We start from the raw sequence: 14,427 nt of genomic DNA, 5'->3' as shown, positions 1-14,427 counted from the left end.
TCTCAGGTCGGACCGCCGCAGAAAACGGTGCCAAACGCATAAATTAGTGCTTCCTAGGTAAAATTTTCTGCACCGCAATATGTTTACCCCCGCGGCTCATCCAACAACAATTCCGCCAGCCTGGTCGTCAGCCACAAACTCGTCTCGCTCAACTTCTTGCCATGGATCGACAAGCGCCGCACTGGCAAGCGAGACAGCGCCAGGGCAGGGCACTTCCTGCAAATACCCTTTGTAGTTATCGTAATTGGCGATGTTCAGGGGCAAAATCGCCCAGCCCAGCTCATCGGCGACCATTTCCGCGATGCTGTAGAAACTGTCGGAAAACCAGACGGCGGGGTTGAAGGCGTGTTCGCGGTTCAGCTCGGAATCCATGATCAGTTGGCGATAGCGGGTCAGTTCGTTGCGGGTGACTTCCTGGCCGTGCGCCATCGGGTAGCCTTTTCCCACGAATACGCCTTGCGCCACGCTGCCGATGTGCTGCTGCTCCAGTACGGGAGATATCGGGCCGCGGTCGAAGTGGAAGGCCACGTCGGCTTGCTGCTGCTCCACGTATTGCGCCACTTCTGACGCCGTGGCGTTGAGCATCACCAGTTCCAGCGCCGGGTAGCGCGCCGCCAGCTCATTCACCAGCGTGCTGATGGCCAGATAGGGCAGGGCTTCGTCCAGGGCCAGGGTCAGCTGCACTTCGGGCGCTTCGCTCAACAGCTGGGCGCGCAGCTGCAATCGCTCGGCCTGGCGCAGCAGTTCGCACGCTTCCAGGTGCATCACCTTGCCCGCTTCCGTCAGCACGGCGCTGCGGCGCGAACGGTCGAACAGTTCCACGCCGAATTCCGCTTCCAGCATGCCGATCGAGGTACTGACCACCGATTGGGCACGGCCCAGCCGGCGCGCCGCGCCCGAGAAAGAACCGGGCGCGACGGCCGCTTCAAAGTAGCGCATTTGTTCCAAAGTCCATTGCATGGCATCAATCTATCTGTTTTACAGATGGATTTTAACTTGAATGCCATCCAGGGGCGACATAAAATGGTTTTATATTTTTAACAATACAAGATCCGACGTGAAAAACGCCCAAGCCAATTCACCCGTCATTAGCTTCAACTGGTGTCACGATGCCACCGCCGAAGATACCTTGTGCAAGCTGTATCTTGATAACGTCAGCGCCGACTATATCTCCTATTCGGAGCTGCAAGGCGAGCGCGCCGATGCGTCCGGCAACTGGCGCGCGAACTTGCCTGAGGTGATCCGTGGCGAAATCCGCGCCGCCCTGTCGCATGACTGGACGCATGGCGATTCGACCCTGCTGGCCGTCGCTACTGCGGGCGAGGCCATCGTCGGCATGGCCCTCGTTTCCAGCGATACGCGTCAGCGCGCCTCGACATCGTTCGCCGCGCTGGACGACCTGGTCTTGCTGCCCTCCGTGCGCGGCAGTGGCATCGGCAGTTTGCTGGTGGAGTGGGTTGCCGATGAGCTACATAGCCACGGCATCGCCCGCTTGTTCCTCGAATGCGGCGCGCACAACCTGACGGCGCAGACATTCTTCCAGGGCCGCGGCTTCAAGCAAGTGTCCGTCGTCATGCTGCGCGAGCTCGATGCAGCGGCAGTGACTACGGCAATGTCCGCCGCAGTGGATGACAAGGATGGCGACCGAAGCTGACGACCGCCCCCCCCCCCCACAAGGCCAGGCCCGTGGCAGCCTGGAACATCAATATTTGCGCAGCACCAAATTCATTCAAACCGTTAGTTGTTAACTAATACGTGAGTTGTTTATGCATCCAATAAAAAAATGGCTGACGTTGGCCATCGTCTCCAGCGCCCTGTTCCTGATCGTGGTCGACATTTCCGTGCTCTACACCGCCTTGCCCGCACTGACGCGCGACTTACAGGCCACTTCCTCGCAAAAACTGTGGATCATCAACGTCTACGCGCTGGTCGTCTCCGGTCTGCTGCCCGGCCTCGGCACCCTCGGTGACCGTTTGAGCCACAAACCCGTTTTCCTTGCCGGCCTGGTCGTGTTCGGTATCGCCTCGCTGTGCGCCGCGTTTTCGCCCACGCCGGAATGGCTGATCTTTGCCCGCGTGCTGCTGGCCATCGGCGCCGCGCTGATGATGCCGGCCACCCTGTCCATCATCCGCCTGACCTTTACGGACAGCCGCGAGCGCTCGTTCGCCATCGGCGTGTGGGCGGCGATTGCCTCCGGCGGCGTCGCATTCGGGCCTGTGCTCGGTGGTTTCCTGATGGAGTACTACTGGTGGGGTTCCGTCTTCCTGATCAACGTGCCCATCGTCCTGCTGGCCCTGGTACTGGCTGCGGTCGTCCTGCCGAAACGGGCCGGTAACCGCGACAAGCCGTGGGACCTGGTGGGCTCTTTGCAAATCATGATGGGACTGTTTGGTGGCGTGTATGCGATCAAGGAGCTGGGCAAGTCGCAGCCGTCGTATGCGCTGGCCGCCGCCTCGTTCGCCGTGGGCGCCTTCTTCGTGCTGACCTTCGTGCGCCGCCAGAAGCGTCAAGCCCAGCCGCTGATCGACTTCTCCATGTTCCGCGAACTGCCGTTTTCCAGCGCCGTGGCCGCCGCCATGGTGGCGTCCGCCGCCCTGATCGGCATGGAACTGGCACTGAGCCAGCACATGCAGCTGGTACGTGAACTGTCGCCGCTGGAAGCGGGCTTGCTGCTATTGCCGCTGCCGCTGGCGTCCGTGTTTGCCGGCCCGTTGACGGGTCTCATGCTGCCGCGCGCCGATAAGGCCAAGGTCCTGTGGGGTTCGCTGCTGCTGTCCGGTATCGGCATGGCATCGTATCTGCTGCTGCACGACGCCGCCGTCTCGGCCCAAGTGGCCAGCCTGGTGATCGTGGGCCTGGGCTTGGGCGCCGTCATGACGGCCGCATCGAGCGCCGTGATGCTCAACGTGGCTCCCCAGCAAGCCGGTATGGCTGCCTCGATCGAGGAAGTGTCGTTTGAACTGGGTGCCGTGATCGGCGTGACGGTGCTGGGCACCATCATGTCGGCTGTCTACAGCGCCACCCTGGTGATCCCGGAAAGCGCGGGCCTGTTGCCGAATGCCCATGACACGCTCGACGCGGCGCTACTGGCCGCCGAGCAATTGCCGGCCGAACTGGGCTTGCAAGTGTCGGAACTGGCCCGCTCGGCCTTCGACAAGGCATTTATTGTTGTGCTGGCCACGGCTTCCGCTATCCTGATGCTGGCAGCGGCCACCATCCGCCACCTGCACCTGCGGGTGCACCGCGCGGTTTGAGCGGCGCGGGCAGGGCAGCTACGCCGTGACGATGATCTTCCCGTTCATCTCCTCGTGGCCGCTGCCGCAAAAAATTGTCGCATAAAAGGCGTACTCACCGACCTTGCCGGGCGTCAGCCGCACTTGCATGAGCTGGCCCGGCAGCAGGTCGGCGCGGATTTTCATGTCCGGGATGAAAAATCCATGGATGAAATCGATGGCCGTGAACGCCAGCACGACGGGTTCATCCTTCTTCAGGATGATTTCGTTCGGCGTGTAGACGAATTTCTTTGCCTGGATACCGATGATCCTTTCTTTTGCGGCAACCGCCTTGACGCCCCGGGCATTGATGGTGTCTAACGTCAGCAGCGCGCCGACACCACAGGCCAACCTGAAACATAGCTGTCTTCTGATCAGCTTTTCCGGGTTCGTCAGCCACTGTACCGGCGTTTTCTCGCCCCACCCGATGGGGGACGCCTTCACGCCGGCGAATAGCTGTAGCCGGCGGCGCTGCCAATTTTCCGGCCAAACTCGCCCTTGTGCGCGGGTCCCGCGCCGCTGTAGTCGATCGAGTGGCAGGACATGCACATGGTTTTGTAGAGCCCCTGGCCGCGCACGGCATCGTCGGCGGAAGCCTCGCCGCCGGCAGCCATCAGCATGGCCGCGGCCAGGGCAGGGATGAAGTACGGGTATGTCATGTCGAAGTCCCATCAATTTGCAGGTATCTGGCATGCACCCGATGCAATCGGGGCCTGCAAATGCCATAACGCCGGAGGCGGTAAAAATATTCCCGTCTATGCGGTTTTTTTTTGGGGCTTGGCAAATTAAGAACGCCTAACAAAACCGCCGAATGTATCTCCAACAGATGAGTATGCAGGCAAGCGAGAGGAATGCCTGATGGATATCGGCACGGCGCTCGTAGCGGATGCGTAATCGGCGAAAGCGGTGCAGCCAGCCCAGCGTGCGTTCGACCACCCAGCGCCATTTACCTAGGCGTTCGCGACTCGATGCCATAGCGGACTATGCGTGGAGCGATGCCACGACTGCGCAACTATGCCCGATGGGCGCGCGAAGCATAGGCCTTGTCGGCATGCAGTTTGGCAGGACGCTTGCGTGGGCGGCAAGCAAGACCTGCTACTGAAGGGGCGGCCTCAAGCAGGGGAACCAGCATGCGGGAATCATGTACCTGAGCTCCTGATATGCTCGCCACCAGAGGCAGGCCGCGTTGATCGACGAGCAGATGGTGCTTGCAACCGAGCTTGCCGCGGTCGGTGGGATTGGGGCCGGTATGCTGTCCGCCGAGGGGGGATGGCACGCTGGCCGAGTCGACACTAGCGCGTTCCCACTGAATCTGGTCGTATTCCCGCAAGTGCTGCAGCATGGCGTCATGGATGCGTTGCCAGCTACCTGCCTGTTGCCATGCATGCAGGCGCCGCCAGCAACTCATGCCGCTGCCGCTGCCCAGTTCACGGGGAAGATATTCCCAAGGCAAGCCTGTCTTGAGGACGAACAGGATGCCGGTCAAAGCGGCGCGGTCGTCAATGCGAGGGCGCCCGCCTTTGGGGGAAGGACGATATGCTGGTAGCAATGGCTGAATCAGCGCCCACAGGTCGTCAGGAAGAAGGGCTTTAGCCATGGTGCGGCTCCCAAAAACAATGTCAGGTGGGTTTGACCAGCTTCGGGGCCGTTTGTTTCTCTGGACGACGTTTTGTTAGGCGCTCTAAGTCCCTGCAGCGGGAATAGATGGCAGGCTAAGCGAGTCTTATGAAGTGAGACGGTCGACAGGCGGATGGGTGTTGATTTGAACGACATCGATAAAACCAGGTTGTTTGAAAAAATTGCCATGCTTCATCTGGATTCCGCCTACAACCTGGCGCGAAGGCTCACGCGCAATAACCAGGATGCCCAGGACCTGATGCAGACAGCGTTCCTGCGCACCTACCGCTTCATGGACGGCTACCATGGTGATGGCGACGGCGCGCCCGCCTGGCTGCTGACGATCGTGCGCAACACCTACTACACGTCCCTGCGCGACAGCCGCCCGCAACACGATGACATCGGCTTTGACGAGGAAATTCACGGGCACGGTGGGGACGGATGCGGCATGCCGCGCAATGATGTCGGCGCCAATCCTGAAGACGTACTGGCGGCGCATAATGTAAAGGAGACCATCAATCATGGACTGGAAGCACTGCCGCAGCTTTTCAGGGAGGTGCTGGTGCTGAAGGAGATCGACGCTTTGTCCTACGAGGAGATCGCGGACATCGTCGGCATCCCGGTCGGCACGGTGATGTCGCGCCTGGCGCGGGGACGCAAGCTGCTGTTGATATACCTAAAACAACATATTGATGAGAAATGAAATGGAGTGCAAGGAATCCAGCGACAGGATGTCCGTCTTTGCCGATGACGAACTCGATGCGGTGGCGCCAGTACTTGTATACGGGAACGGGAAAAGCCTAGGTGTACGGCGGATGCCCGGCGATAACCTACCTGCGCCAGTGTGACTTTCCGATGCATCTGTCCGCAAAGGTATTCACACACAAAACCATTGGGGCAACCTGCCTGCCGTGCCGCAGGCGATTGCGCATGGCGGTTTCAACAGGCTCCAAGCCCTGTGTGCGATCCATGAAGTCCTGCTCAGGCACGCGCCACAAATTCTTCAGTCTGCATGAGGCGAGCCGGCAGACGTGCGCGATGACGACGTCAAAGGCTGGGTAACTCAACCGCTGGGCACGCCCGAAACGGCATCATCGTCAGCCACCGCATTGGCTGTTTCACCGATACCCACCATCCAGCCAAACGTGCCACTGCCATCTACTCGCTGATCAATACAGCACAGCTGGACAGGGTTGATCCCGAACCTTGGTGACACCGGCACCATGCGCTGGCGCATCGCCGCTCATCCGGTTGCCTGGATGAGCGGCTTCCGGCAAGGTAAGTTGCCATCTGTTCGCTATTCTCCATTGGTCACGTCACTTAACATTGAGTCTTGAGACCACGGCGTTCCCGATTTGCTGCCTCAGGAAGTGATCGCGCTCCATGGGGCGGCTTAGTACATAGCCCTGCCCGGTGTCGCAACCCATGCGCAGCAGCGATGCAATCATGGCCTCGCTCTCGATTCCTTCCGCGATCAGCTTGAGCTTCAACAGCTGCGCCATGTCGATGATGGCCGCAACAACGGCCCGAGATTGCGGATTCGAATCCATGGCGCGAATAAAGGCACCGTCGATTTTGACTTCGTCAAATGGCATCTTGGCCAGCAAGTTCAAGGTTGCCGAGCCAGCGCCAAAATCATCCAGCGACAAAGGAAATCCCTTCGCCCGTAGTGCATGCAAGCAGGCAGAAAGATGAAGCTCGTCAAGCACGGGGAGCTCCTCGGTCATTTCGATTTTCAACAGCCTTGGTGACAGGCCGGCTCTCGCCATTCGGTTCGCCAGCAGTGGCGCCAATTCGGGGGTGCAAAGCGTTTCTATCGACGCGTTGACGGCGATCGACATCTGCGGGTGAAAGTGACGCTGGCAGTACAACACATCGATCACCCGCGTGACAATAAAATTAAACAATAACATGTGCAAGCCAAGCCGATTCACCATGGGAATCAGGACCGACGGGGATACATCACCGTATTGTGGATGATGCCAACGCAGCAGCGCTTCAGCACTGACGATACGCCTCGTCGTCAGGTCGTACTGTGGTTGATACACCATGCGCAATCCAAGACCACAGGTCACGGCATGGATCGCATCGGCGTCGCTTGGCAGCAAAGGACGAAGCCCCGAGGAAGTCCCCACTTCTTTAAGCCGCGCCGGCGGTTGGTCAGCTGGCAGACCGAGCCCGCCAAGAACGGGAAACCCAGCATCCATCATCATGGATGGCTGAATGTTCACGGAGGTTATCATGGAGTACTCCACAAGGTTGAGATGACCCGAGTATAGGGACCACCTCACCTTCGAGAAATCGGATTGCGCCTAAATGCGATGCACATGTCGCAGCGCAGGAAATGGCGTCAGACAAACGACAATGAAGGAATGCCCGCCGCCGCTACATTGAGCAGTGATGCCAAGCCGCTGCCTTCCTCCGACGTATCGACATGCTAATCTTCGTGCAGAGCGCCATTTCCGGGTCAAAGCGAATCCGCTCGCACGACTATGCGCTATATCGATGGTTCGTCTGGATCCGATATCCATCCATTGCCCCGCCACAAATTGCTTCCGCGAGTGCCCAGCAACACCCCCCGCCCTCGTCATCGCGAGATAACGCTATCCGGAACGTCATCCGGTGCGGGTAGACGATGCGGCGTCGCTTGAAGAATGCCAGTCATCAGGCGATATTTCAACGCAATATCCCAGTTCGACAAACGAAAACCTCCGATGCCACGTTGCGCCTTGCCTTGACCTGGCTTGCCGGGTTATTGACGGACTCGTAAGACCAGGGCTGACAACATGGTCAACTGACTTCCCAATTGCAGTGTGATCAAAGGATCGGAAGAAAAGACTGCCGGCACCAGGGCCCCCTGCAATTCCACTCTGCATGGGGCCTGGTCACAGGCCTGACATTATCCACCGCTCGCATGCTGCTATCTTGGTGCCCCCGGGCCGGTGCGCGTTTTTAAGAGCAGTCCGATACCGACAAAAATCTCCTTGACATACAGTTCGGCTCTGTTTCAAAAGCTGTGTTCCTGCAAGAGCCAGGACGCATTACCTTTCACCCTCAGGAGTAATTCAATGCATTTCCACACCCGTATCCTCGCTGTTCTGTTGGCCGCTGCAGCAACCCAATCCGCCTACGCATCTGATGGCACGATCAATTTTTCTGGCGAACTGCTGGACTCCACCTGCACCGTTACCGTCAACGGTCAAGTTGCTCCAAGTGCCGCGACCGTAACGCTGCCAAAACTGTCGGCCAGCATGTTGAAAACCGCCAGCACTGTTGCCGGGCAGACCCCCTTCAACATTACGTTGAGCGCCTGCTCCGGCGCCACCACCACCGCCGCTGCATTTTTTGAAGGCGGCGCCGGCGTTGATACGCTGACCAGTAATGTAAAAAATAGCGGCACCGCCACGTTTGTTGAGCTGCAATTGATCGACGCCAATAACGGTAGCGCGATCAAGGCAGGCGACATTGGCCAGGTTACCGGCACCACCCGCATCACCAAGAACGCCACCGGCAATACTGTCTTGCCGTATGCGGTGCAATACGTTTCGACTGGTGTCGCTACTGCGGGCACTGTACTGGGCACCGTTACCTATTCCATCAGCTATCAGTAATCCACACGCCAGATTAGCCTGACCTCGCTGCAGCGAGGCGGGTTTTCAGCATCACTCCGGAGTTTCCGCATGTCTCGTCACCATCCATTGCACTGTCTGCTAATCCTTAGTATGGCTTCGCTGTTTTCCACCTCATCGATGGCCAGCGTGGTCATCACTGGCACGCGTCAAATTTATCCAGCGAATCAAAAGGAGATCACGGTCAAGCTAAATAATGAAGGCAGCCATCCAGCGCTGGTGCAATCATGGATCGATACCGGTGATGTCACCTCTACTCCCACCACGTCCAAGGCACCTTTCGTCCTGACCCCTCCGCTCGCTCGCATCGATCCTGGCAAGGGCCAGAGCTTGCGATTGATGTTTATCGGCACTGCAATGCCAGCAGCGAGGGAGTCTGTGTTTTGGCTGAATGTGTTGGAAATTCCACCTAAGTTACAGGAAAGCGACTCGAACACCTTGCAAATGGCATTTCGTTCGCGCATCAAGATATTTTATCGCCCCGTGGGCCTGCCTGGAAGTCCGGGCGAGTCTATTGAACAGCTCCAATGGCGTGTCGTGCACCTCCCCCAAGGGGCGGGCTTTGCACTCGAAGCCTATAACCCATCGGCGTTTCACATTTCCCTAGTCGGGGTCAGCTTGGTGACCAATGCCCAACGCAACGACAGCGAGGATGGCATGGTAGCGCCGGGTGAAACGAAACAATTTGCACTGCCAACGCTGAAGTCCTCGCCGGGTGCCGATGCACAGGTTGATTTTAGTGCCATCAATGATTATGGCGCTCAAGTACCGACCCGGCGCCCGCTGTCTGTACCGGCCGTTCGGTCCGAGCCCTGAGGTATATCTTGATGAATGCGTATTTTTATTTCCATTGCAACCTGCTGCCGCAGGATCGCGTGGGCGTGCGCCCACATGTCAGCAAAATGGCCAAAGCCGTGGCGCTCAGCTGTTGTGCGCTGGCCATGCCGCTCGCCTATGCTGATGAGATCGAATTTAACGGCGCCTTTTTGCCGGAAGGTTCGCGTAGCCTGAACCTGGCTGCCTATCAGAAGGGCAATCCAGTCTTGCCAGGCGTGTACCGCGCCGATGTCGCACTCAACGGCCAGTTAAAAAGTCGCCAGGATATCCACGTCCGCGCCAATGCCGACGGCAGCAATGCGGTCGTGTGCGTATCACGAAAACTGCTCGAGCTGCTGGGTGTCGATCTGACCCGCCTGGCACCGGAGGCCTTGGTCTTTCTCGCTGCAGGGGAATGCACTGACTTGGCCAAACTGATCGACGGTGCCACGGCCGTCTTCGTGCCCGAGACACAACAAGTCGATATCAGTATTCCTCAGATATCGTTGCTGCGCAATGCTCGCGGCTACGTGAGTCCGGACGTATGGGACAGTGGTGTCACCGCAGGCATGCTAGCCTACAATTTCAACAGCAATCACAGCAGAAGCAGCAACACCCAATATGATTCCGCGTATCTTGGCCTCGATGCGGGCATCAATCTAGGCAGCTGGCGTCTCCGCCACAAGAGTGCACTGAGGTGGCAGCCACATCGCGGTAGCCATTATCAGGCACAGGATACCTATGGCCGGCGCGACATCACTGCATTGCAAAGTCAGTTGACCGTGGGGGACGCCCATACCAGCGGCGAAGTCTTCGATACCCAATCGTTCCGCGGTGTTCAATTGGCCAGCGATGACCGCATGCTGCCGAATTCTCTGCGCGGCTATGCGCCCGTGGTGCGCGGTGTAGCACGCTCCAATGCGCGTGTCTCGATTCGCCAGGCGGGCAGTATTCTGCTTGAGACGACTGTCGCGCCTGGAGCCTTTGTCATCGACGACTTGTATGCCACTGGCTATGGGGGAGACTTGACGGTCACGGTCTTCGAAGCCGATGGCAGCGAACAGCACTTTGTTGTACCGTATGCGGCCGTCAGTCAACTGCTGCGTCCAGGAATGCTACGTTTCGGCGCAACAGCAGGCATCACACGTAACAGCTATCTGAGCCAGCAAGCACATTTCTTGCAAGGTACAGCCCAGTATGGCTTAAGCAACAGCATGACCGGCTACGGCGGAGTACAGGCTAGCTCGGACTATTTCTCTCTCCTGGGCGGCATGGCTTTTGCCACGCCGATCGGCGCCATATCGGCCGATGTCAGTCATGCTCATACGAAGCTTGTCGCCGACACCTTGAGAGGTCAAAGTCTGCGCTTGTCGTACAACAAGAATGTCTTAAGTACCGGGAGCAATTTTGCCCTGGCGGCGTATCGCTTTTCCACCCGGGGATTTCTGGATTTTACCAATGCGATGCAATCGCTCAACGCCGAACGACGAGGTTATTCCACGAGCGTTCTGGACAGGCCGCGTAACCGCCTGTCGTTAACAGCCGATCAAAGCCTTGGACACTGGGGCAATTTGAGCATGAGCGGTTACACGCAGAATTACTGGAACCGCCGGGGTCAGGACTTGCAATATCAGCTCAGCTATAGCAAGCAGGTGGGACGGATTGCCTACAGCATTGCAGCCAGCCGCGGAAGAATGTCCTATGGCGGCATGGAAGACCGCCTGTTGCTGACCTTCAATATGCCCTTGGGAAGCCAGAATAGTCTGTCGACGCCGCAATTGTCCACTCAGCTCGCGCGCAATGCTAACGGCCGTTTCAATCAAATGGCGACCCTCAGCGGTACCACTGGCGATGAACGACAATTTGGCTATGGCGCATCGGTGAACCGCGATGCGAGCAGCGGCATCAGCAGCACAGTGAGTGGTCGCTATACGGGAGGACAAGCACTACTCGGAGGATCGTTGGGGCATGGCCAGGGGTATACCAGCGCCTCGCTCAGCATGAGCGGCAGCGTGGTCGCACATCCGGGCGGCGTCACGCTGTCGCCCTACAGCGGCGAGACCATGGCCGTCGTGCATGCGCCCGGCGCGGCCGGCGCCAGCATAGCCGGCTATCCCGGGCTCAAGCTCGACGCGAGGGGTAACGCCGTCGTGCCATATTTACGTCCTTATGAATTGAATGAAGTGGCAATTGATCCAGCCGGCACATCGATGGACATCGAGATGCTCGAAACAAGCCAGCAAGTGGCACCCCGCGAAGGTGCCGTCGTGTACCTGAAGTACGGCACGAGCAAGGGGCGGGCCGTGCTCTTCCATGTACAACTGGAGACCGGCGGTGCACTGCCATTCGGCGCCACAGTCATCGACGAGTTGGGCCATTCGGTCGGAGTCGTAGGCCAGGACGGCCAGTTGTATGCCCGGTTGCAAGAAAGCAGCCGCCAATTGTCGGTGACATGGGGCGCCAGAGCGCATGAACGCTGCACGCTATCCATCCCCGCGTCAGTCATGCAAGGTGACAGCAACCAATTGCGCCAGGTAAATGCAGTGTGTTCCTCTGAAACGGACATGCGACTGGCAGCGGCTGGTAGTGAAAATATACCAGGCGTTAAGGGCCTGAAGAAGGTGCAACCATGAAGAGGCATCTCCTTGAAAAAAGGTCATATCCGCTGTGCTGTCATTGTTTGAGCGCCTTGCAATGACGGGACGCTAAGTCCGAAATTTCTCCAGGATCGCGCGATAAGCGGCCACTATGATCCCACAACCCGCCCCGCCTGTCATTGTGCGCAAACCCGGCCAAGGGGCATTTCATGAAAATTACTGTAATGATACGTTTATTTCTCTTCACCATGATTTTATGGTTTGTGGCACAGACATCGCAAGGGGCGGTGAATTGCAAATACGAAAATCCAAACCGTCCCGCAACGGCCATCATGCCATCTCAAATCAACAGTCTTGTTGTGCCTCGCGATATGCCCATTGGTACACGCATCTATATGCAAGAATTTCACCAGACCCAATCTATGGTTCGGTTCCTTTGCGACGTGCCGTCAGCGACGACAATCCGTTCTTTTCGAGCGTATGGTATGGGTGCGAAATCGAATGTCAATGTGGGGCCGTATGCTGGAAAAATCTATGATACAGGTGTTCGCGGCATCGGCGTCGCCTGGATCGCCGGACCGCCCGGAGTTGTCGCCGTCATGGGCAGTTATACTGCAGCCCCCCAGGTGGCGAACAGTTGCAATGCATCTGCAGGGCAGAATATTCCGGCAGGTAGCTGTAGCACCGGTGATCTGCCATTCGCGTCAGCAGCTGCGATGGTCCTCGTCAAGACCGGAGAAGTGCAGGGAGGCGTGATTGATGCGAATGCCTTGGGGTCATTGTCAATGTCGATGACTCTCAACAACGACAGTCCAGCTTATGTTCTCGGATCGATTGGAGTGCGCGGGAGTATTCAGGTCGTTGGCGCCACCTGCAAGACTCCCAACGTGAATGTGCCGATGGGCCGGCATGGCACCTCCGCCCTGAAGGGAATAGGTTCTGGCACGCCAAAAATCGATTTCGTGATCCGTTTGACCGACTGCCCCGGGTTTCCAGGCTATTACGGCAACACCGACAACGGGGCAATTCCGGCATCGTCTGAAACGGGGGTAAGCAATGCCGGTATCGTGGTAAAGAACAGTGTAAGCGTGCGCATTGAACCAGCGTCAGCCGCAATTGATGCGCCCAGAGGGATTTTAGGTCTGGTGGCGGCCCCCGATTCGGCAGTCGGCATAGGCGTACAACTACTTGATAATAGCGGAACGCCCAGGGCCTTATCACAGAATGTGCCTCTGCCAGATGTACTGGGAGCGGATACCCGATCATTGAACATCTATCTTGGGGCACGTTATCTGCAAACGGCCGATACAGTTAGGCCGGGCAAAGCCAATGCAGTAGCCACTTATACGATTATCTACCAGTAGCGGCATCTTCAAAAAAAACAAGTGGTTCCGTCTGTACGTCCGTTGCGTTGAGTGGCCGCTCTAGCCGCTCAACGGCTAGCGCGGCCAGAACGACACCGCGCGCACCGGCATCAGGCACGCTTGGCAGATAGCCATCGATTCTGTGTATCTCTTTTCCGCTGCCAACACGGCGAGTACCGGAGGCCAATTTCGTTGTACCTCGGTTGACATCGGGTAGTAAGTGACCTACATTGATGGACATAGTTCTGCAGCAGCTGGCCCTGCAAGCATCGGCGAGCCACCATATTTGCGCGCAGCGCGGTCCCTTTACCCTTCGATCGCTGTCGCGTCACCACTGTCCTCCTGTCGCCATCCTTTCCATCTTGAGACCTTTCGTCGCGCCGCATCGCTGCCTCATGCGCCGCGTCAAAAGGTTTTTAGGACGGTAGCTGGCAGCCCGTCATTGCGGTTCATGCCGCATCTTTAAGCCAGTCTTGTCATTGCCGGCTCAGCCGGTATTCTTTCACCCCCAGGGTCAAACAATCCCGGGGGATTGATTGTCCCTGCTCCATGGGAGGCAATCATGCATAGCACATTTAACCATTCCGGCCTGACACCCGAATCAGGCCGAAGCCTGTCACAGCCAGACATGTTTCAGATCGACAAAGGTAGTCAAGGGGATCTGAGTAGCCAGGCATTACTGCAATCCATTGATGCTGCGCCAGATGTCCTATGGGACGAGCAAGCAGTGGTCAAACTTCACTGGCTACTCCTGACGAAAATCGACGGACTTCGCGATCCACTTGCACCGCTGGAAGAGAAATTTGAATTGCTGCGGTGGATCTTTACCGATCGTGAACACGACCGGATGCCCTTTTCCTTTGCCAGCTGCTTGGAAGTGGTGGGAACAAGTCCGCTTTCTCCTACTGCCTACTTCGGCAAGCTCAACGCTGACGATATTCGCGGCTGGATTCTCAGCCATTTGAAGGCATGGTTCAGCACATCACTGCACCACTATCCGGCCTGGATACAGGCCGAAATCCTGCACGACCCCGACTGGGTCGCACACCAGCTGGAGAAAAATCCGCAATGGATCAACCAGCAGGTCAAGCAATCTACTGTCCAAACTGACCTGTTCTCCTGACACAGGGAC

General features: G+C 57.8%; 12 protein-coding genes and 1 pseudogene. 8 read left to right on the top strand and 5 right to left on the bottom strand.

Annotation, left to right across the window (positions count from 1 at the left end; all coding sequences use genetic code 11):
• Positions 1-96: 96 nt before the first annotated feature.
• Positions 97-960, bottom strand: a complete 864-nt coding sequence (locus U0004_RS28940) for a LysR family transcriptional regulator (RefSeq protein ID WP_327076265.1) — start codon at positions 958-960, stop codon at positions 97-99.
• A 97-nt stretch (positions 961-1,057) separates the two neighbouring features.
• Between U0004_RS28940 and U0004_RS28935 the strand changes: the two genes are divergently transcribed.
• On the top strand, positions 1,058-1,654 hold the full coding sequence (locus U0004_RS28935; RefSeq protein ID WP_070258200.1) for a GNAT family N-acetyltransferase: 597 nt from the start codon (positions 1,058-1,060) through the stop codon (positions 1,652-1,654).
• Between the two features lie 112 nt (positions 1,655-1,766).
• Positions 1,767-3,254, top strand: a complete 1,488-nt coding sequence (locus tag U0004_RS28930; RefSeq protein WP_070258202.1) for an MFS transporter — start codon at positions 1,767-1,769, stop codon at positions 3,252-3,254.
• A gap of 18 nt (positions 3,255-3,272) precedes the next feature.
• Here the strand turns inward: U0004_RS28930 and U0004_RS28925 are convergent, their stop codons facing one another.
• The 3 genes and pseudogenes from U0004_RS28925 to U0004_RS28915 all read right to left on the bottom strand — a co-directional run bounded on the left by U0004_RS28925 (position 3,273) and on the right by U0004_RS28915 (position 4,869).
• Positions 3,273-3,716 carry a cupredoxin domain-containing protein gene (locus U0004_RS28925; protein WP_167468743.1) on the bottom strand — a complete coding sequence of 148 codons (444 nt, stop codon included), beginning with the start codon at positions 3,714-3,716 and terminating at the stop codon, positions 3,273-3,275.
• Entirely contained in the window at positions 3,713-3,931 is a 219-nt protein-coding gene (locus tag U0004_RS28920) for a c-type cytochrome (RefSeq protein WP_070258204.1), read from the bottom strand. The genes U0004_RS28925 and U0004_RS28920 overlap by 4 nt, the downstream gene beginning before the upstream one ends.
• A gap of 136 nt (positions 3,932-4,067) precedes the next feature.
• Positions 4,068-4,869, bottom strand: a pseudogene (locus U0004_RS28915) (IS5 family transposase).
• Positions 4,870-5,034: 165 nt separating this feature from the next.
• On the opposite strand from U0004_RS28915, the gene U0004_RS28910 reads away from it, so the two are divergent.
• A complete protein-coding gene (locus U0004_RS28910) occupies positions 5,035-5,592 on the top strand; it encodes a sigma-70 family RNA polymerase sigma factor (RefSeq protein WP_081345785.1) in 558 nt (185 codons plus the stop codon).
• Between the two features lie 613 nt (positions 5,593-6,205).
• On the opposite strand, the gene U0004_RS28905 is transcribed toward U0004_RS28910, so the two are convergent.
• Complete coding sequence (locus U0004_RS28905) at positions 6,206-7,132, bottom strand: EAL domain-containing protein (protein ID WP_070258210.1); 927 nt, start codon at positions 7,130-7,132, stop codon at positions 6,206-6,208.
• Between the two features lie 825 nt (positions 7,133-7,957).
• On the opposite strand from U0004_RS28905, the gene U0004_RS28900 reads away from it, so the two are divergent.
• The 5 genes from U0004_RS28900 to U0004_RS28880 all read left to right on the top strand — a co-directional run bounded on the left by U0004_RS28900 (position 7,958) and on the right by U0004_RS28880 (position 14,418).
• A complete protein-coding gene (locus U0004_RS28900; RefSeq protein WP_070258212.1) occupies positions 7,958-8,500 on the top strand; it encodes a fimbrial protein in 543 nt (180 codons plus the stop codon).
• 69 nt (positions 8,501-8,569) lie between these two features.
• Positions 8,570-9,334: a fimbrial biogenesis chaperone gene (locus U0004_RS28895; RefSeq protein ID WP_070258214.1), complete on the top strand. Its 765-nt coding sequence runs from the start codon at positions 8,570-8,572 to the stop codon at positions 9,332-9,334.
• Between the two features lie 11 nt (positions 9,335-9,345).
• Positions 9,346-11,967, top strand: a complete 2,622-nt coding sequence (locus tag U0004_RS28890; protein ID WP_081345786.1) for a fimbria/pilus outer membrane usher protein — start codon at positions 9,346-9,348, stop codon at positions 11,965-11,967.
• A gap of 173 nt (positions 11,968-12,140) precedes the next feature.
• Positions 12,141-13,295: a fimbrial protein gene (locus U0004_RS28885; protein ID WP_070258295.1), complete on the top strand. Its 1,155-nt coding sequence runs from the start codon at positions 12,141-12,143 to the stop codon at positions 13,293-13,295.
• A gap of 562 nt (positions 13,296-13,857) precedes the next feature.
• Entirely contained in the window at positions 13,858-14,418 is a 561-nt protein-coding gene (locus U0004_RS28880; RefSeq protein ID WP_070258216.1) for a hypothetical protein, read from the top strand.
• The last annotated feature ends 9 nt before the right edge of the window (positions 14,419-14,427 follow it).

The organism is Janthinobacterium lividum, from assembly GCF_034424625.1.
GTDB lineage: Bacteria > Pseudomonadota > Gammaproteobacteria > Burkholderiales > Burkholderiaceae_D > Janthinobacterium > Janthinobacterium lividum.
Note: the sequence above shows the minus strand (reverse complement) of the source record. Positions and strands in the feature narration are given on the sequence as shown.

Excerpts from the sequence above, each read along its gene's own strand:
- U0004_RS28940 (WP_327076265.1), bottom strand. The coding sequence starts at position 960 with ATGCAATGGACTTTGGAACAAATGCGCTACTTTGAAGCGGCCGTCGCG.
- U0004_RS28930 (WP_070258202.1), top strand. The coding sequence starts at position 1,767 with ATGCATCCAATAAAAAAATGGCTGACGTTGGCCATCGTCTCCAGCGCC.
- U0004_RS28920 (WP_070258204.1), bottom strand. The coding sequence starts at position 3,931 with ATGACATACCCGTACTTCATCCCTGCCCTGGCCGCGGCCATGCTGATG.
- U0004_RS28905 (WP_070258210.1), bottom strand. The coding sequence starts at position 7,132 with ATGATAACCTCCGTGAACATTCAGCCATCCATGATGATGGATGCTGGG.
- U0004_RS28900 (WP_070258212.1), top strand. The coding sequence starts at position 7,958 with ATGCATTTCCACACCCGTATCCTCGCTGTTCTGTTGGCCGCTGCAGCA.
- U0004_RS28895 (WP_070258214.1), top strand. The coding sequence starts at position 8,570 with ATGTCTCGTCACCATCCATTGCACTGTCTGCTAATCCTTAGTATGGCT.
- U0004_RS28890 (WP_081345786.1), top strand. The coding sequence starts at position 9,346 with ATGAATGCGTATTTTTATTTCCATTGCAACCTGCTGCCGCAGGATCGC.
- U0004_RS28885 (WP_070258295.1), top strand. The coding sequence starts at position 12,141 with ATGAAAATTACTGTAATGATACGTTTATTTCTCTTCACCATGATTTTA.
- U0004_RS28880 (WP_070258216.1), top strand. The coding sequence starts at position 13,858 with ATGCATAGCACATTTAACCATTCCGGCCTGACACCCGAATCAGGCCGA.